Here is an 18061-nt window from a genome sequence, read left to right as displayed (position 1 = left end):
AGGACAAGCGCTATGATGACTCCCGTGCAAATCAAAAACCGCACGTTTGAAAAGAGCTCTTTTGGGGGCTATCGTCCGGAAGACGTAGATGCTTTTTTAGATGAGCTTTATGAAGATTACGACAAACTTTATCGTGAAAATAGCCAGCTGGTAAAGAAGATGCAGGTCCTGGTGGAGAAGATTGAAGAATACCGCAGTGAAGAGTCCAGTATCCAAACGGCTTTCCTGAGTGCACAAAAGGCCGGAGATGCCATTATCCGAGAGGCCCAGCACAAAGCCGATCTCATTATGCAGGACGCTTCCATTAAAGCGGAAAAACTTGTGGGCAGTACGCAGCGTGAATTGGTCCGTCAAAGTGAGGCCCTTGATAAGATCCAGCAGGAAGTAGGCAGCTTTAAACAGCGGCTGTTGTCTATTTATAAAGAACACATCGCCCTGATCAGCGCATTGCCGGAGCCGGAGAAAGCGCCTCAGGCACCTGTGGAAGAACCCAAAGCAGTCGCTGTACCGGCGGAGGAACAGCCGGTGGAAACACCTGTACAGCAGCCGGTTCAAACCATTCTGAAATCAGCTGAAACACAGGCTCCGGTAGCGCCGCCTGCAGTGGAAGCGGCGGAGGAGATCCAGCCGCAAGCGCCTGCTGTTACGATACCGGAGAGAAAATCTGCTCCAGTTCAACGTTCCACTGAGGAAATCAGACGTCCTTTGAGCAGTTTTGGTATGAAGTTCGGCGAACACTACGATATGTCGGCTGACGACGATTATCCAACTTTGGGCAATCGATAATCACAAAAATTGAGCATCTGCTCCCTGATTGAGAGGGGATGCTCCGCCCAGACGGGTTATTTTTCTGACTGTAAAATAGAGGAGAGGCAGATGCCATCCTGCATCGGTCTCAACTGAACATAAGGGAGAGAATACCTACTATGCCTCAGGATTACAACAAGACACTCAATTTACCTAAGACCGACTTTGCCATGCGGGCCGGTCTGCCCAAACGCGAGCCGGAGATGCTCAAGAAATGGGAAGAAGAAAACCGTTATCAGGCTCTCATGAAGCACAACGAGGGGAAACCTCTTTTTGTGCTGCACGACGGTCCTCCTTATGCCAATGGCGATGTGCATCTGGGAACCGCCCTCAATAAAACACTGAAGGATATTATTATCCGCTATAAGAATATGTCCGGCTTCCAGGCCCCTTATGTCCCTGGATGGGATACCCACGGCCTTCCCACAGAATTGAAGGCCCGTGCCCGTGCAGGCGTCGGCAATTCCACCACCATTTCCCCGGTGGAACTGCGCAAGATCTGCCGTGACTTCGCTTTGGGATACTTGGACGATCAACGCAATCAGTTTAAACGTCTGGGTGCTATGGGTGAATGGGACAATCCCTATATCACTTTAAAGCCGGAGTACGAGGCAAAACAGATTGAGGTATTCGGCGAGATGGCCCTGAAGGGTTACATCTACAAAGGTCTCAAACCGGTGTATTGGTGCACCGACTGCGGGACGGCTTTGGCCGAAGCTGAAGTGGAATATGATAAGGATCCCTGCTTCTCCATCTATGTTAAGTTCAAGGTAACCGATGATCAGGGCAAGCTGACCGCCATGGGCGCCAATCTGGACGAGACTTATTTTGTCATCTGGACCACCACCACCTGGACATTGCCGGGTAATGTGGCTATCTGTGTTGGCCCGCGGTTTGATTACTGCCTCATTGAGGCCAACGGCCAGTATTTTGTCATGGCTGAAGCGCTTTATCAATCGGTTATGGCCGAGGCAGGCATTGAAGAGTATCAGGTACTGGGGACCATCCGCGGATCTGAACTGGAGCGTATGGTGACCCGTCATCCCTTCCTGGACAGGGATTCCCTGGTGATCGTAGGCGACCATGTCACGCTGGAAAGCGGTACAGGATGTGTCCATACAGCACCCGGCCACGGCGTAGAGGACTATGTGGTGTGCCGCAATTATCCGGAACTTCCCATTGTAGTGCCGGTGGACGACAAAGGCTATCTCACCGACGAAGCCGGTCAATTTGCCGGCCTCAGTACCGACGAAGCCAACAAAGCCATCGGCAAGCATCTGGAAGAGACGGGGGCGTTGTTTGCCGCCAAACGCATTGTGCATGACTATCCCCACTGCTGGCGCTGCAAGAAGCCTATTTTGTTCCGCGCTACAGAACAGTGGTTCTGTTCCATCGACAGCTTTAAAAACGAGGCCATCGAGGCCATCAAAGGCGTAGAATGGATTCCCGCCTGGGGGGAGGACCGCATTACCTCAATGGTGCGCGACCGTGCCGACTGGTGTATTTCCCGCCAGCGCAAATGGGGCGTGCCCATCCCGATTCTCTACTGCAAGCACTGTGGCAAACCCATCATCACCCGGGAGACGGTGGATACCATCGCCGACATCTTTCGCAAAGAGGGATCGGATAGCTGGTTTGTCCGTCCCGCCGCCGATTTTGCGCCGGAAGGCTTTACCTGTCCGGAATGCGGCCACAATGAATTTGAGAAGGAAAAGGACATTATGGACGTCTGGTTTGACTCCGGATCATCCCATGCGGCCGTATGCGCTCAACGTCCTTATCTGAAATGGCCGGCTGATCTGTATCTGGAGGGCGCCGACCAGTATCGCGGCTGGTTCCAATCGTCGTTGCTTACCTCCATCGCCACCACTGGCAAAGCGCCGTACAAAGCGGTTGTGACCCACGGCTGGGTTGTGGACGGCAACGGTGAAAAAATGAGCAAATCCCTGGGCAACGGCATTCTGCCCCAGGAGATTGTGGATAAATACGGCGCCGATATCCTGCGCCTGTGGGTAGCATCTTCCGACTATCATGCGGATATCCGCATTTCCCCCAATATCCTGAGTCAATTGTCTGAGGTGTACCGCAAGATCCGCAACACCGCCCGTTTTATTCTGGGCAACTTAAGCGATTTTGATCCCGATCAGCATCAGGTGGATTACGATCGGCTGGAACCCATCGACAAGTGGGCCTTGATGCGTCTGGACAGCCTTGTGGGATTGGTGCGGGACGCTTACGATCACTATGAATTCCACCGTGTTACCCATCCGATCCAGAACTTCTGTGTGGTGGATATGAGTAATTTCTACCTGGATGTACTCAAAGACCGCCTCTACGTAGAAAAGGCGGATAGCCCATCCCGCCGGGCCGCTCAGACTACTATTTACCGCGTGCTGGACGCTATGACCCGTATGCTGGCCCCCATCCTGGCCTTTACCTCGGAGGAGATTTGGGAGCATATGCCTCACTCTAAGGCGGACAATGCTCAATCGGTATTGCTCAATGATATGCCTGCGCCCTCCCAGGTGGCTCATGACGATGAATTCTTAGCCCGTTGGGAGCGGATCCACGCCATCCGCGAGGATGTAAAGAAGGCATTGGAATTGGCCCGTAACCAGAAGGTAGTGGGTTCCTCCTTGGACGCTCATGTTACACTTTATTGCGAAGGCGAGCTTTACGACTTTGCAAAATCGGTGGAAAAGGAGCTGCCTGATATCTTTATTGTATCGCGGCTGACCATCGAGAAGGAAGGCAAAGGGGAGTTCGACGCCGAGATGGAAGGCTTGTCGGTGACAGTCGATAAAGCATCCGGTGAAAAATGCGAGCGATGCTGGGCTTACAGCGATACCGTGGGCCAGGATGAGAAACATCCGACCCTGTGCGCACGTTGTGCCGCCATTGTGGAGTAAAAGACGGGACTTTCATAAAAAGTTGATAAGATAGAAAAGAAAGGAGGCGTCTGCTGATCTGCCCTGTTTGAGACGGGGACCGGCAGCGCCGCCTTTGTGTAGACGACATACGTCAGAAAGGGAGGTGGCCCTTGCTGCTTGCATTGTTGGCCATTGTAGTGCTGGTAGGCGCCGATCAGCTGATCAAATGGTGGGCCGCCACATCTTTGATAGAGCAGTCCATCAGCGTGGTGGACGGCGTATTTGAACTACAGTATCTGGAAAACCGTGGCGCAGCCTTCGGCATCCTTCAGGATCACCGATGGGTGTTTATGGTGCTGACGGGAGTCTTTGTACTGGTGGCATTGTATGCCTTAATTTTTAAAAAATTTGCCCATCCAGTGACCAAATGGGCGGTCATCCTATTGTGTGCCGGAGGCATTGGCAATATGATCGACCGGATTGTCCGCGGCTTTGTGGTGGACATGTTTTATTTTAAACTCATTGATTTTCCCATCTTCAATTTTGCCGACTGTTGTGTGGTGATCGGTGCAGTCCTGTTTGTACTGGGTGTGATCCTGTCGCCGGGCGGGGCGATCCTGGCCCACAAGGGGCGCAGAAGAAGGTGAGACTGTGGAAACCTTTCGTCTGACGGTAGGGCAGGAGAACCAAGGCAAACGCTTGGACGTCTTTGTATCGTCCAGCGTGCCTGATCTCAGCCGAAGTGCAGTTCAGCGCCTGGTCGAAGAAGGGAACATCACGATCAACGGCGGCAAGCCCAGCAAAAAGACCCAGATGAAAACGGGGGATACCGTCTGTGTCACGGTGCCGGATCCCGTTGAAATGGAGGCTTATCCAGAAAATATCCCGCTTAACGTCGTGTATGAGGATGAGGATCTTTTAGTCGTCGACAAACCCAAAGGGATGGTGGTGCATCCTGCACCCGGCAATCCCGACGGGACGTTGGTCAATGCACTGCTTTATCATTGCAGGGGGAATCTGTCCGGTATCGGCGGTGTGCTCCGCCCGGGGGTTGTCCACCGCATCGACAAGGACACCAGCGGCCTTCTCATGGTGGCTAAAAACGATTTTGCCCACCAGCATCTGGCGGCCCAGATTCAAGCCCACTCTTTTTTGCGGCTGTATGAATCGGTGGTGTACGGCGGATTCCGGGACGATCAAGGGGTGGTCAATGCCCCCATCGGACGTCATCCCACCGACCGCAAGAAAATGGCGGTGGTGCCGGGAGGACGGGAAGCTGTCACTCATTATGAAGTGGTGGAGCGGTACCCGGGATTTACTCATCTCCGCTTGAAGCTGGAGACGGGGCGCACCCATCAGATCCGGGTGCATATGGCGTCCTTGGGTCATCCCGTAGCGGGGGATGCTGTGTACGGTCCTAAGAAGGTCATCACATCGCTGCATGGACAATGTCTGCACGCCAAGGTTTTGGGATTTGAACATCCCCGGGATGGGCGATACTTGGAATTTTCCAGCGCCTTGCCCGATTACTTTGTGAAGTTTTTATCCGATTTACAGAAGCAAGTGTAACTGCTTTTGCTTTTGTTTGTGTTTGGGAGGTGTCATTGTGTCAAAATCCCTGGAAGGATGCCTGCTTATCTCCGACTTGGACGGAACCATGCTGGATGAAAACAGCCGGATTCCAGAGAACAATTTGCAAGCGGTGAGACGTTTTGTGGAGGAAGGCGGCATATTCACCATTGCGACAGGCCGAACTGTTGAGTCAGCCAGGCGATATGTGGAGCAGCTCCCAGTCAATGCGCCGGTATGCGTGATGAACGGCAGCCTGCTTTACGATTACAGGCAGGAACGTATTGTATGGGAACATCCTCTTCCTCCAGAGGCCAAGCAGTATGCCCGCCGAGTTCTGGAATGCATGCCGGATATAGGGGTGGAGTTCTCCTCTGGACGGCAATTGTATGTTCTGCGGGGCAACGATATCACGTGGGAACATGTAAAGTTCGAAGGCCTCCCTTATGTAAAGACAACCTTAGACGAGGTTCCCCCTGTATGGCACAAAGTGTTATATGGCGCTCCGTCCGACCGTATGGTGGACGTAATGGAATTTTGTAATCGTGTTTCTCATCATGGAGTGACCTATGTGGCCACCAGTCCTCAGTATTATGAGATGCTGCCGGAGGGATCGAATAAAGGGGAGACGCTGGGCGTTCTGGCCCGGATGTTAAAGATTGCCCTTGACAAAACCTTTGCAATCGGCGATTATTATAACGACCGTGAATTAGTCCGTAAGGCAGGCTGCGGTGCTCTGGCGGCCAATGCGCCGAAAGAGCTGTATCCGGAAGCCGACCTTATCGTACGGGATCATACCCAGGGTGCCGTAGCGGACTTTGTTGGAAAGATAGAATGTGGGACGATTTTTGCACAGGAGGTTTAATATTCTATGGATGAAGCCAAAAAGAAATCATTGACCAAAATGGCCCTACGAGTTCGTATGGGCGCGATTGAGGGCGTGTTTCACGCCAAGTCCGGCCATCCGGGCGGTTCTCTTTCGGTAGCTGATGTGTTGACTTATCTCTATTTTGAGGAGATGAAGGTAGACCCCCAAAAGCCGCATTGGAAAGATCGGGATCGTTGTGTACTGTCCAAAGGTCATGCGGCTCCGGCTCTGTACGCCACATTGGCAAACCGCGGCTTTTTCTCTGTGGATCTGTTGAAAACTCTGCGCAAAATTGATTCCATTCTTCAAGGCCACCCAAATATGAAACAAGTTCCTGGAATAGATATGTCCACCGGTTCCTTGGGCCAGGGTATTTCCACCGCTGTAGGGATGGCCCTGTCGGCTAAGACTAGTGAAGATTCTTACCGGGTGTATACCGTTCTGGGGGACGGTGAATTAGGAGAAGGTCAGGTATGGGAAGCGGCTATGTTTGCCTCGGCAAAAAAGCTGGATAATCTGGTAGCGGTTATCGACAACAATAACCTCCAAATCGATGGCTCGCTTGAAGAAGTCAATTCGCCCTATCCTATCCCGGAAAAATTCCAGGCATTCGGATGGCACACCATTGAGATCTTCGGCCACGACTTTGACCAGATCGAAGCTGCCTTCCAGGAAGCCCGGACTGTAAAGGGGAAACCCACCGTCATCATCGCCCGGACGGTCAAAGGCAAGGGCGTTTCCTACATGGAAAATAATTTTATCTGGCATGGGCAGGCGCCGGGTCAGGATCTTTATGAGCAGGCAATGAAAGAACTTGGCGAGCAACTTGCTGGATTGGAGGACTAAACAATGGCTGATGTGAAAAAGATTGCGACCCGCGACAGCTATGGTGAGGCTTTGGTGGAACTGGGTGCTCAAAATCCAGATATGATTGTGTTGGATGCCGACTTAGCCCATGCTACAAAGACATTAGCTTTTCAGAAAGCGTATCCCGACCGATTCTTCAACTGCGGCATTGCAGAGCAAAATATGATGTCCATTGCCGCCGGTATCGCTGCCACTGGGAAGCTTGTATTTGCCAGCACCTTTGCCATGTTTGCCGCCGGCAGAGCATATGAACAGGTTCGTAATTCCATCGGATACCCTCATCTTCCGGTAAAGATCGGTGCAACTCACGGCGGTTTGTCGGTGGGTGAAGACGGCGCTTCCCACCAATGCTGTGAGGACTTTGCTTTGATGCGGGCTATCCCGGGGATGACGGTTATTTGTCCAGCCGATTATGTGGAGGCTAAAAAGGCTGTTTTAGCCGCTGCCAAACATGATGGTCCGGTTTATTTCCGTTTTGGCCGCTTGGCTGTACCGGTACTGTTCAACGAGAATGATTATTCTTTTGAATTGGGTAAAGGCATCCTGTTGGGAGAAGGAAAGGATGTCACCATCGTAGCCACAGGCTTGATGGTAGGAGAGGCCATTGCCGCGAGAGAACAGCTGAAAAACGAAGGCATTTCGGCTCGGCTTATCAATATGCCTACCATTAAACCCATCGACCGTGAGATCCTGGTGGCCGCTGCCCGGGAAACTGGTGCTATTGTGACCACCGAGGAACATTCCATCATCGGAGGTTTAGGCGGTGCAGTGGCTGAGACATTGTCGGGTATTTGTCCTGTGCCGATTATTCGCCACGGTGTGGAAGACGAATTTGGACATTCGGGTCCGGCCTTGGAAGTGCTCAAGCATTACGGCCTGACGGCAGAGAAAATTGTGGCTCAGGCAAAACAGGCTATCGCCCTTAAAAATTCCTAATCATACGACGATAAGAGAAGCCGGTTCCATTAGGAGCCGGCTTTTTTATCTTGAAAAGGGGAAAAGATAAAATACAAATTGTATAATTAAAATAAAAAATTACGAATTGTTCCAAATAATAACCTTTTTCGAGAAAAGATATCAGGTAAAAAGAAAAGATGAGCAGAAAGATTTTTCTACCGGTCTTTTTTTCGATTACACCCCAAAAATCCCCTTATTTTCGGGGGAAAAGGCAATGACCGGCCTTCATCTGAGATGAATTGATATCCGCATCTCTGGATAAAGGAAGAAAATTAAATACAAATAGTATAATAATAGAGTAAAAATACAAATATTGGCTGTTTAGAAAGAAAAATCGGGCTGTACCACAGATTTTGTGATACAGCCCGATCAAGAATAAACTTATTCTTCCGCACGGATAGAATCCACAATAGGTGTTCTGATGATACGGAACATGGGTTCCGCGCCGGCCAAGATGGCGATAAGGATTGACAACAGGAAGGAGAGCAGGATACTGGAAGTGGGGAAGAAATGGGTGGTACCGATAAGGCCCTGGCCTGTGTGCAGCAAAGCAAGATAGAGGAGTTCGCCTGCAATGGATCCCCATAACGCACCGGAGAAACCATATAGCGTACACTCCAGAAGGAGCATGCGGATCAACTGGCCCTTAGACATTCCCACCGCTCTCATCATACCGATCTCACGGCGTCGGAGAAGCAGATTGGTGCTGACGGTGTTGATGATGTTGAGAACGGAAATCAACACAATGACCGTCAAAAAGCCGTAGAGGAAAAGATTGATGGTGGCCACATAATTGCGGCTTTCCAGTTGTTCTGAAATGATATCGGTGACATTGAGATAACGTCCGGTTTCCAGGGAATCCAAAACTGTGCGGGTATCTTCGATCTGGCCGTCCAGGCATTTGACGGAGAGGGTATAGCTGTAGGGGGAGAACTGATTGGCGATGGCGCTGTCTTTGGATAGGACCAAAGTAAAGGCCGTATTGCTTCTGCCGGTGACCCAGGGGGCCTCCTGCCGGATTGCCGATACAGTAACAGAACCTTTGTCAGTAAAAGAGAGTTCACCACTTTCATCGTACAATGTTTTCAGCAGATTGATGGAATCACCCACCTTTAAATCGGACATGCGGATGCTGGTAATGCTGGTACCTTGATTATTAACTGAATAAGTGTCGAAGAGAATGGCGCCTCCATCTGTCAACTGCTGATAACTGGGTGCATTTCCTCCGAGGTCAAGGGAATTGTATCCCGATTCATCCACAAACATCAAGGTCATGTATTCCACATCACTGTCCCAAGAGCTTGAACCGTAATGCCCGTACTCGCTCATCAGTTCCTGATATTCCTTGGAGTAGTGCCCTTGGATCGACCGGGTGGCCGCCTCAGAAGAGCTTATGACTTCAGCTTTGCTGACGCCGTTTGTCTGATGCAAGGTGGACTGGAGATCCTGCAATAGGTTTAGATTCTTTTGGATGTCGGCATCCACCTGGGGATCGGTTTCGGCATCCTGTTCCGTGGAGGAGGGTACGTAGTATTGTACAGTAAAATCAGCGCCGTTTGGGACAACCGATGCAATACTGGAGCTGGCCGACTGCGCAAAACTGCCGATGGAGATAAAGAGCGTGACACTAAGGCCAATGGAAAACACCGTGGTACGGAATCGTCTGGGATTGCGCCGGATGTTGCGGGCTGCCATGACGCCGGGAGTACCAAAAATTTTCCCTAGTACTTTGCCGCGGCGGGAACGTTTGATACGCTCGCCGTGAAGGGTGGCGTGGCCGCGTACAGCTTCGATGGGGGAAACCAAACCGGCTTTGACGGCCGGGGACCAGGCCGAGATCAATACGGCCAACAGGCCCAAAACAGCGGCCAAAATCAGCGGCCAAGGAGTGATGACCAACTTGAAGTTTTTAAAGAAGCTGACTTCATAGCTTGCCACGACGCGGAACACAATGGCCATCGCCGCGATGCCGGACAAAAGCCCCAAGGGGATGGAGAAGAGGGAAACCAGGATGCCTTCCCGCAAGACCAATCCCCGGATCTGTTTTGGGGATGCTCCGATGGAACGCAGGATGCCAAACTGGGTAATGCGTTCGGACACCGACATGGCAAAGGAGTTGCGGATGACCGCTCCCATAGTCACCAGAATGATGGCGGCCAACAGGATAAATAAGCCGCTAAAAGCAGCGTTTGCCTCCAGATTGGCGCTCTGGCCCGACCAGCGGAGGAGGGAATAGTTGGAGACGATGCCGTCAGCGGTCAAGATATCGGTTCCTGTGTGATCGATCCCGTTTTCTTTCAAAGCGTCCAGCATACCCTGGTTGAAATCGCTGCCCGGCTTCATCCGGACGTAGGTAGTGTAGCAATCCTCACCGCCTTGGAACCCATAGGTCACAGCGTTATAGGTGTTCATCATGCTGCTGTCGCTGACCACATTGATGTACCCGACCAAGGTATAGGTACAAGTTTGCTTTGGAGTGAAGGTATACTCAACCGGGGATTCGTAGTTCTCTACATCAGTACGTGCCCCTGTGAAATATCCGATCTGTAGAGTGATGGTATCCCCAAGCTGCGGATTGCCCGGAAGTTTATCCATGAGCCCCATGCTGACGGCAATTTCCCCTGGATTCTGAGGAAGACGTCCCGATACGGCACGGTAAGGACGGAATTCATCGGCCACAAAATCAAATTCCCGCATTTGCAGGTAATTGTAATTTGAGGCGTCGTTTGGATCGCTGTCAGGAGTAGCCAGATCCAACTGGGCGAATTGATATTCCCTGGCAAGACCGGCTTTTTCAAATCGGACGTTCTGACTCAACTGAGTGGCCTGATCGTAGGAGAGTGTAATGGGATGTCGTTCCATATCCAGATCTTCTATGGGGGTATTCAGCGTGGATTCGGCATCAGAGGGGGCGCTTCCCACGATATAATGCCAGTTGCCGGTATTGTCGATGGCGTCGCCGATGAGGATCTGCTGTACGCCGGTGATGATAAGGCCCAGTCCAGCTACCAGAGCCACTGCCATGGTGATGCCCAAAGTGGTTAGGATGGTACGTCGGCGTTGTTTGCGCAGATAACGTCCCGTTAAAGTCCAAAGGCTGTTCATCGATTACGCCTCCTCGCTGCGGATTCGGCCATCCTCCATGACGATGACACGGTCGGCCTGGGAGGCGATGGACATATCGTGGGTGATTAGAATCAAGGTCTGTCCGTACTTGCGGACGGAGGATTTCAAAAGGGATAAAATTTCCCGGCTGTTTTGGGTATCCAGATTGCCGGTGGGTTCGTCGGCCAGCAGGATGGAAGGCCGGTAAATGAGCGCCCGTCCGATGGAGACGCGCTGTTGCTGACCTCCGGAAAGCTGGCTGGGCAGATGCTGCCGGCGATCGGATAGCCCCAAAGAAGATAAGATTTCTTCTAAAAGCTCTTTGTCCACATTTTGTCCGTCCAGCATGACGGGGAGGGTGATGTTTTCCTCTGCGGTGAGGACGGGGATTAAATTATAAAACTGGAAGACAAAGCCCACTTTGCGGCGGCGGAAGACGGCCAATTCCCCTTCTTTTTTGGAGAAGACGTCCACGCCGTCCACGACCACCGATCCGGAGGTGGGACGATCCACCGCGCCCAGCATGTGGAGCAAAGTGGATTTGCCGCTGCCGGATGCTCCGGTGATGGCCACAAATTCCCCTTTTTCCACCTGTAGATTGACGTGCTGTAAGGCGTTGACCGCCATGGGACCTTTTCCATAAACCTTGCAGAGATCTTTTACTACTACAATGGGTTCCATTCTCATAATTCCTCCTCATTGATTGATTACAAACAGCAGTATGCCATAGACACCTTACGTTCACATGACGGTCACATGACAGTTTTGTAAGAACAAAAGAATCGTCAAAATCCCTGCAAAAAAGACATAGCAATCAAAGAAAAAAGGATCGGCTGATAAGCGATCCTTTTGCAATTTTCCCACGCTCTTATCCGAGGAAACAGCCCTATTAAAATGACTTTTTCAAAAATGTAATGACGAATTCCGAACCGTGGCCCGGTGCGCTCTTGACGTAAATATCAGCGTCGTTTTCCGCCAGGATGGCCTTGGCCAAAGAGAGACCGATGCCCACGCTGGAGGATTTGACTTGGCTTTGCTTGCGATAAAACCGTTCAAAGATATAGGGAAGCTCCGTGGATTCCATCCCCTCGCCGTCGTCGATGACCGAGAGCTGTACCGTCATAGCGGTATCCTTGGCGGTTAAACGGATGTGGCCGCCCTGGTGGGAATGTTCCAACGCATTTTTGATGAGGTTTCCCAGAGCCTCAGCCGTCCACTCGGCGTCGATGTTGAGAGAGATGGCATCGGGGATCTGGGAGACGAGTGAAACCTTTTTCAGATCGGCCATAGCTTGGAAGGGGGACATGGCCGACAGCGCCACCGACGACAACGAGGTGGGTTTGCGCTGCATCAAAATGGACCCCGATTCCAGCCTGGCCATCTTGAGCATGCCTTGGATGAGCCAATCGATGCGGGCAAGCTGTTGTGAGGACTGCTGTAAAAATTCCTCCCGCTGAGCCGGTTCCATATCGGGATGATCCAGCATCAGGTCGCTGTAGAGCTGCAAAGCGGCCAGCGGCGTTTTGAGCTGATGGGAGATATCCGACAGCAGATTTTTTAAAAACATCTTGTCGGCCTGAAGGGATTCCATACCGAAGCCGGAACGCTCCACCAGGAGATTGATGGAGTTTTCCAGAGACTGCATATCCCCCTCATTGATGGCGGGAAGCATTTTTGGATTGCCGTCTGCCGCCTGACGGACGCGGGAAGACAGCGAACGGATCTGAGAAAAGATGCCGTGCATCCCGCGCAAGCAGCAGAGCATGACAATTCCCCACAAAACGAGCATCAGAAAGCAGAAGCCGATCAGCTGCTGCATCAAAAGGGACTGATAGGGCTGATAGAGGGAGGGATCCATTTCCACATTGACGCCGTAAGGGGAAAGAAGGGCTTTGCCCGCCTCATAGTCCTGCTCGGAGATAGGATCGGTAAACAGCTTGGCGATATTTTGCGCGTCGTCTTCTGTGGACATGCGTCCAGCCATGGCGATGTTTTGACGCATCATTTGAGCCGCCTGCAATTTAGAGAGTCCGACGAAAAGAATACATCCGGCCACCGTCGCCAAAAGCATCCAGAGCGTGATGCGGATCAGCGTCTTTTTCATCTGGGGATTTTTGAGACTCTGATTCATTCCGATGCCTCCAGTCGATATCCCACACCCCGCACGGTCAGGATGGTCTGAGGCTGGTTGGGATTTTCCTCCAGCTTCTCCCGCAGACGGCGGATGTTGACCGAAAGGGTATTGTCGTCCACGAATTCCCCCCTGTTGTCCCACAGCTTGTCCAACAGCTGTGTACGAGTCAACGTCTGGCCTTTGTTGCGCATCAGATGGGACAACAGGCGCAGTTCCATGGCGGTGAGGGGGATGGATTGCCCCTTCAGTGTGACACAGCTGTGTTCGGGATGCAAAGTGAGAGCGCCGGCTTTTAAGGTGTCGTCGGTGGATTTGCACCGGCGCAGTACCGCCCGCATCCGGGAGATCAATTCCCGGACGCGGAAGGGTTTGGTGATATAATCGTCTGCGCCGCCATCCAATCCCATCACCACGTTGACCTCCTCGTCGCAAGCGGTCAACAGGATGACGGGACAGCTGCTGTGAAATCGGCGGCAAAGGTCAAACCCGTTTCCATCCGGGAGCATGACGTCCAAAAGCGCCAGGTCGAATGGGGAAGAGGCAAAGGCCTCCCGGGCCGACTTCGCATCAGGACAGTGGGTGACTTCAAACCCTTCCTGCTGGATGGAATAGACCAATCCCATAGCCAGAGCACAGTCGTCCTCCACCAATAAAATATGTTCCATAGCGAGAAAAACTCCTTCCCTTGCCGCAGCCAATTGAGCGGCGTCTTCCACATAAAGTCATTATAAAAGCGGGGGACAAGGATTGTCAAACCGAAGCATTGTCCGCGTCATTCTTCTGAGCCGAGATCAAAATCATCATAGGCCTGCGCATCTCATCCTTCATACCGTCGAGATGCATCATATCTTCCGGCGGCTGGGGCTCCACCACGGCATGGATGAAAAATCCATGTTTTAGTAAAGAGTCTAGATAGGTGGTCAATGTACGATGGTATTTTACCACCCTTTCTCCCAAAAAGACGGCCTGACGTTTTCCTTCATAAAAATAGTTGTCCACGGGGAAGTGGGCGATGTCTCCATTGTCCCTGTAAAACCAGTCTTGAGAACCGGCGGCCGTGAATACAGGATGCTCCACAGAGAAGATAAATTGTCCGTTTGGCACAAGACTGTGATGCACCAGCCGTACAACATCGTCCCAGTCCTTTACATAGTGAAAGGCGAGAGAACTGATGACTACATCAAAGCTGGAGGGAAAAGGATTAAAATCCTCAATGGCGCATTGACGGTAGGTGATAGAGGGGGCATTGTTTTTCTCCCGGGCCACCTGAAGCATCTTGTGGGAGAGGTCAATTCCCAACACCGACGATGCCCCGTGTTCGACGGCGTAGGCGCAGTGCCAACCGTACCCACATCCCAGATCCAGCACGCGCTTGCCTTTGAAATCCGGCAGCAATTGCCGAAAGGCGCTCCATTCTCCCGCTCCAGAGAGGCCGTATCGGGAACGGGTCATTTGGCTGTATTTTTCAAAAAAGCTGTCTTGATCGTATTTATTTTCCTTCATGAGAAAAGCCTTCCTTTCTGTCCATCCGAGTATACCACGTTATGGGATGCTAGAACAAGTCGATGCTGATAAGAGGAAAGCCTCCCCCCACGAAATGCAGGAGAGGCTTTTCAGAGAAGGGATTCTAGTCTTCTTATGAAAATTCCCGTTTGCTGTAAATGGAGATGGACAAAAGTGCAGACAAAGCCAGCAATACAATCCCTGCAACCGGAAGCCACAGAAGAGACGATTGAATAAATTTTAAAAAAGAAAAGACCACAGAATTTTGTCCCTGGGCCATAGTATTAAGAGCTCCAATGCCACCGGCTAATAGTACGGCAAGAATGATAAACCACATCCGCCCCTTTTCCACACCGAATCGAAAGATAACCGGCATAATAAACGCAGTATAGATACATCCTACAGTGAAGATAGTAACAAGGACAGGCGCCATCTCTGCCCAAGAAGTTGCGGATGGATTTAGAAATGCAGTTGCTATCACCGACAGTCCACAGCCGGTGACAATGCCAATCACAGCTAAAACATATTTACTCAGTACCATATCCTGTTTAGAATAGGGCATTGTAGCTGCATAGACTTCCCATTTATTCCGCTCATCCAGACCTATGACGGTGATCGGAAACATGGCAAGGATTACGACGGAAAACAATCGGAAAAAATCGCCGTCACTCCCCGGCATCATCCCGGATATCAATGCAAATACTATTGGGATCAGCAACATAATGCGGCATTGTTTCCAAATGACAAACCAATCTTTCAGCAGTAACGCCTTCATATTAGTTCCCTCCCTTTGCCAAAAACACAATGATTTCCTCAATGGAAGCGTAATCGACCTTCATCCCGGCGGGAATTTCCCGGCGGTCCACAAGGGCCTCGATGCCGTATCCAGAATCCCGGTATCCTAAAACAGCTTGCTTACGCAGCGCTTCAAATTCCCCTTTGGAACACCGCAGCACGCCATAGCTTTCCTGGAGGCGGTCCTTTTCCTGGCAGAAGAGAAGGTTCCCCTTGTGGATAAAAGCGATGTAATCACACAGCTTTTCCAAATCGCTGGTGATGTGGGAGGAGAGGAGGATGGAATGCTGTTCATCCCGGGTGTATTCCCGGAAAACATCGAGGATCTCGTCCCGAGCGATGGGATCCAATCCGCTGGTGGCCTCGTCTAGGATGAGCAGTTTTGCCTCGTGGGACAGCGCCACAGCAATGGCCAATTTCATCTTCATGCCGCGGGAGAATTCCCGAAAGGATTTGTCCTTCGGCAGGGAAAAGCGGCCGATGTAAGAGAAGTACGTCTGTTCGTTCCAGAGGCGATAGGTATAACGCATGACGGCGTTGACCTGCCGGACCGTGATGCTTTCAGGGAAATACGCTTCATCCAGCACCACGCCGAGATCCTCCTTGGCGGCGGTAAAATCCTTGCGGTTGTCCTTGCCCAGCACAAAGATTTCACCGCTGTCCCGGCGGATGCAGTCCAGAATCAATTTGATGGTGGTGCTTTTTCCCGCCCCGTTTTCCCCGATGAGTCCCATAATGCAGCCCGACGGCAGGACAAAGCTGATATCCTTAAGGACGAAGTCCCCGTAAGATTTGGAGACATTTCGCAGTTCCAATGCATTCATCTCTTACTCCTCCTCATCCAGCCCCAAAAGCCGGAACATCTCAATCAAATCGTGGGATTTCAAACCGCATGTGGCGGCCAGACGGCCGATCTCCTGCATCAGATCCTCGATGCGTTTGAGGTTTTCCTCCCGGATGAACTCCACATTTTTCTCGGCCACGAAACATCCCTTGGCAGCCACAGTGTAGATAAACCCCTCTTTTTCCAGCTCGTCGTAAGCCCGTTTTGTGGTGATGACGCTGATGCGCAAGTCCTTGGACAGGGCCCGGATCGAGGGCAATGGTTCCCCCTCTTTGAGCTGGCCGGAAACGATCAAATCTTTGATCTGCGAATAAATTTGATCGTAAATGGGTTGCCCGCTGGTGTTGCGGATAATAATATCGATACGGCTCACCTCCTAGCCATACTGTATATAAACAGTATATACAGTATGCACAATTCTGTCAAGAGGGATTTTCTGACTTGTTTTGTGGAAAAAAACGGCTTTTTTCCTGCCGCAAATATCCAGATTGCCGCGTTATGGTTTGGGAAACAATATCCGGTGGAGGTGAACCTATGTTGCTCACCAAAGAAAAAGAAACGTCGTGGCAGGAACTTCTTTCACCCTTGCCGATCCCGGCGGCCCAGGCTGATGAACATCTGTCCCTTTTGTGGGAGAATCAAGAGGCCGATCGCCGCTTTCCCTATTTGCGATTGAAGGATGGGATTCCTACTCTGTTGTCGCCCAACCAGCCGGCTTATATCATCAAGGCCCTGACAAAGGGGGATCAGCTTTCCCTTCCCTGCGGGCATCCGGCTTCTCCAAGCTGCACCGTGCATCTCATCCCTATGCTGGAGGAAGGACGTCTTTCCTCGGTTTTGCTTCTGTTTTCCGAAGGATGGCCGGCCGCATGCAGCTTGCCGGAACGTCTTTTTGATCCGCAGCCCCTGTCGGCCCGGCTCCGGGCGCCGTTGGCCGTGTGCTTTTCGGCCCTGCATCTGATGGGGAGGGAATCGGAAGAGGGTCAGATATCCACTTATTGTCTCAGTGCGGCTGAAAACAGCTGTTATAGCCTCCTGCGGGAACTGACCAATTTAAACGCTTTATCCTCCTATCTGGGAGGACATGTGATAGAATCCTTTGTCTGCGCCGATTTGGGCCGTTATGTATCCTCTTTTTGTCAAGCTGCGGGACGTCTTTTGCGTCCGATGGGATATCAATTGTCGGTTCATGTCCCGGCAAAACCGGTGTGCGTATCCTTTGATCCTGATTCCGTATCCATGGCCCTGGTCAATCTTCTGGACAACGCCTGCCGTTATGGGGGGGACCAGATCCGATTTTCTCTTCACGTCCGGGACGCCATGGCCTTTTTGACGGTGTCCGACGACGGTCCCGGACTTTCCCCTCTGCACACCGCCCGCATCTTTGAACCCTTTTATTCCTATCATCCCGACGGCGTAGACCATTCGGGAAGCGGGGTAGGGTTGGCATTGGTAAAGCTCATCGCCCTCTCTCATGGAGGAGCGGCTTTGGCCGACGGTTCGGACGGAATGCGGGTGTCGGTGCGGATGCCGCTGTCCGGCGATCAGACCACGTCGCAGCCGTCTGTGGCCTCCATCGATCCGCACAATCGGTTTTCCACGCTTTATGTAGGGCTTACCTGCCTGCATCACGGACGGCGGGAAGAGAACTAACAATTTCTGATAAGGCGGTTTTAAAAAAGAAACCGCCAGGTATCGATCTTTTGATACCTGGCGGTGTTTCTCGTATTATGAAGCTTATA

Annotated in this window: 16 protein-coding genes; 8 read left to right on the top strand and 8 right to left on the bottom strand. The window is 51.7% G+C overall.

Features of this window, described 5'->3' with window-relative positions; genetic code table 11:
- The first annotated feature begins 12 nt into the window (after nucleotides 1-12).
- The 7 genes from C12CBH8_RS08805 (at nucleotide 13) to C12CBH8_RS08775 (ending at nucleotide 7917) form a co-directional block, all read left to right on the top strand.
- Entirely contained in the window at nucleotides 13-786 is a 774-nt protein-coding gene (locus C12CBH8_RS08805) for a DivIVA domain-containing protein (protein ID WP_099322575.1), read from the top strand.
- Between the two features lie 140 nt (nucleotides 787-926).
- Complete coding sequence (ileS, locus tag C12CBH8_RS08800; protein WP_215533038.1) at nucleotides 927-3716, top strand: isoleucine--tRNA ligase; 2790 nt, start codon at nucleotides 927-929, stop codon at nucleotides 3714-3716.
- A gap of 131 nt (nucleotides 3717-3847) precedes the next feature.
- Nucleotides 3848-4324 (top strand): signal peptidase II, encoded by a 477-nt coding sequence (gene lspA / locus C12CBH8_RS08795; protein WP_246441424.1) that lies wholly within the window; start codon nucleotides 3848-3850, stop codon nucleotides 4322-4324.
- A 4-nt stretch (nucleotides 4325-4328) separates the two neighbouring features.
- Complete coding sequence (locus C12CBH8_RS08790) at nucleotides 4329-5246, top strand: RluA family pseudouridine synthase (RefSeq protein WP_215533037.1); 918 nt, start codon at nucleotides 4329-4331, stop codon at nucleotides 5244-5246.
- A 37-nt stretch (nucleotides 5247-5283) separates the two neighbouring features.
- On the top strand, nucleotides 5284-6111 hold the full coding sequence (locus C12CBH8_RS08785) for an HAD family hydrolase (RefSeq protein WP_215533036.1): 828 nt from the start codon (nucleotides 5284-5286) through the stop codon (nucleotides 6109-6111).
- A 6-nt stretch (nucleotides 6112-6117) separates the two neighbouring features.
- Entirely contained in the window at nucleotides 6118-6960 is an 843-nt protein-coding gene (locus C12CBH8_RS08780; RefSeq protein WP_215533035.1) for a transketolase, read from the top strand.
- A 3-nt stretch (nucleotides 6961-6963) separates the two neighbouring features.
- On the top strand, nucleotides 6964-7917 hold the full coding sequence (locus tag C12CBH8_RS08775) for a transketolase family protein (RefSeq protein WP_090264505.1): 954 nt from the start codon (nucleotides 6964-6966) through the stop codon (nucleotides 7915-7917).
- A gap of 402 nt (nucleotides 7918-8319) precedes the next feature.
- Here the strand turns inward: C12CBH8_RS08775 and C12CBH8_RS08770 are convergent, their stop codons facing one another.
- The 8 genes from C12CBH8_RS08770 to C12CBH8_RS08735 form a co-directional block, all read right to left on the bottom strand.
- Nucleotides 8320-11043 (bottom strand): FtsX family ABC transporter permease, encoded by a 2724-nt coding sequence (locus C12CBH8_RS08770; RefSeq protein WP_215533034.1) that lies wholly within the window; start codon nucleotides 11041-11043, stop codon nucleotides 8320-8322.
- A gap of 3 nt (nucleotides 11044-11046) precedes the next feature.
- Nucleotides 11047-11724: an ABC transporter ATP-binding protein gene (locus tag C12CBH8_RS08765; protein WP_215533033.1), complete on the bottom strand. Its 678-nt coding sequence runs from the start codon at nucleotides 11722-11724 to the stop codon at nucleotides 11047-11049.
- Nucleotides 11725-11932: 208 nt separating this feature from the next.
- Nucleotides 11933-13174 carry a sensor histidine kinase gene (locus C12CBH8_RS08760; protein WP_090264499.1) on the bottom strand — a complete coding sequence of 414 codons (1242 nt, stop codon included), beginning with the start codon at nucleotides 13172-13174 and terminating at the stop codon, nucleotides 11933-11935.
- Nucleotides 13171-13842 carry a response regulator transcription factor gene (locus tag C12CBH8_RS08755; RefSeq protein WP_215533032.1) on the bottom strand — a complete coding sequence of 224 codons (672 nt, stop codon included), beginning with the start codon at nucleotides 13840-13842 and terminating at the stop codon, nucleotides 13171-13173. Before C12CBH8_RS08755 ends, C12CBH8_RS08760 begins: the two co-directional genes overlap by 4 nt.
- An 85-nt stretch (nucleotides 13843-13927) precedes the next feature.
- Nucleotides 13928-14680, bottom strand: a complete 753-nt coding sequence (locus C12CBH8_RS08750; RefSeq protein WP_215533031.1) for a class I SAM-dependent methyltransferase — start codon at nucleotides 14678-14680, stop codon at nucleotides 13928-13930.
- A 133-nt stretch (nucleotides 14681-14813) separates the two neighbouring features.
- Nucleotides 14814-15455, bottom strand: coding sequence for an ABC-2 transporter permease (locus C12CBH8_RS08745; protein WP_090264493.1), 642 nt, complete (start codon nucleotides 15453-15455; stop codon nucleotides 14814-14816).
- Nucleotide 15456: 1 nt separating this feature from the next.
- Nucleotides 15457-16299, bottom strand: a complete 843-nt coding sequence (locus C12CBH8_RS08740) for an ABC transporter ATP-binding protein (RefSeq protein WP_215533030.1) — start codon at nucleotides 16297-16299, stop codon at nucleotides 15457-15459.
- 3 nt (nucleotides 16300-16302) lie between these two features.
- Nucleotides 16303-16683 carry a GntR family transcriptional regulator gene (locus tag C12CBH8_RS08735; RefSeq protein ID WP_215533817.1) on the bottom strand — a complete coding sequence of 127 codons (381 nt, stop codon included), beginning with the start codon at nucleotides 16681-16683 and terminating at the stop codon, nucleotides 16303-16305.
- A gap of 170 nt (nucleotides 16684-16853) precedes the next feature.
- On the opposite strand from C12CBH8_RS08735, the gene C12CBH8_RS08730 reads away from it, so the two are divergent.
- Entirely contained in the window at nucleotides 16854-17972 is a 1119-nt protein-coding gene (locus C12CBH8_RS08730) for a sensor histidine kinase (protein ID WP_215533029.1), read from the top strand.
- The last annotated feature ends 89 nt before the right edge of the window (nucleotides 17973-18061 follow it).

It is taken from the genome of Solibaculum mannosilyticum (assembly GCF_015140235.1).
Taxonomy (GTDB): domain Bacteria; phylum Bacillota; class Clostridia; order Oscillospirales; family Acutalibacteraceae; genus Solibaculum; species Solibaculum mannosilyticum.
Note: the sequence above shows the minus strand (reverse complement) of the source record. Positions and strands in the feature narration are given on the sequence as shown.

Excerpts from the sequence above, each read along its gene's own strand:
- C12CBH8_RS08745 (WP_090264493.1), bottom strand. The coding sequence starts at position 15,455 with ATGAAGGCGTTACTGCTGAAAGATTGGTTTGTCATTTGGAAACAATGC.
- C12CBH8_RS08765 (WP_215533033.1), bottom strand. The coding sequence starts at position 11,724 with ATGGAACCCATTGTAGTAGTAAAAGATCTCTGCAAGGTTTATGGAAAA.
- C12CBH8_RS08760 (WP_090264499.1), bottom strand. The coding sequence starts at position 13,174 with ATGAATCAGAGTCTCAAAAATCCCCAGATGAAAAAGACGCTGATCCGC.
- C12CBH8_RS08740 (WP_215533030.1), bottom strand. The coding sequence starts at position 16,299 with ATGAATGCATTGGAACTGCGAAATGTCTCCAAATCTTACGGGGACTTC.
- C12CBH8_RS08780 (WP_215533035.1), top strand. The coding sequence starts at position 6,118 with ATGGATGAAGCCAAAAAGAAATCATTGACCAAAATGGCCCTACGAGTT.
- C12CBH8_RS08770 (WP_215533034.1), bottom strand. The coding sequence starts at position 11,043 with ATGAACAGCCTTTGGACTTTAACGGGACGTTATCTGCGCAAACAACGC.
- C12CBH8_RS08755 (WP_215533032.1), bottom strand. The coding sequence starts at position 13,842 with ATGGAACATATTTTATTGGTGGAGGACGACTGTGCTCTGGCTATGGGA.
- C12CBH8_RS08750 (WP_215533031.1), bottom strand. The coding sequence starts at position 14,680 with ATGAAGGAAAATAAATACGATCAAGACAGCTTTTTTGAAAAATACAGC.
- C12CBH8_RS08775 (WP_090264505.1), top strand. The coding sequence starts at position 6,964 with ATGGCTGATGTGAAAAAGATTGCGACCCGCGACAGCTATGGTGAGGCT.
- C12CBH8_RS08805 (WP_099322575.1), top strand. The coding sequence starts at position 13 with ATGATGACTCCCGTGCAAATCAAAAACCGCACGTTTGAAAAGAGCTCT.
- ileS (WP_215533038.1), top strand. The coding sequence starts at position 927 with ATGCCTCAGGATTACAACAAGACACTCAATTTACCTAAGACCGACTTT.
- C12CBH8_RS08730 (WP_215533029.1), top strand. The coding sequence starts at position 16,854 with ATGTTGCTCACCAAAGAAAAAGAAACGTCGTGGCAGGAACTTCTTTCA.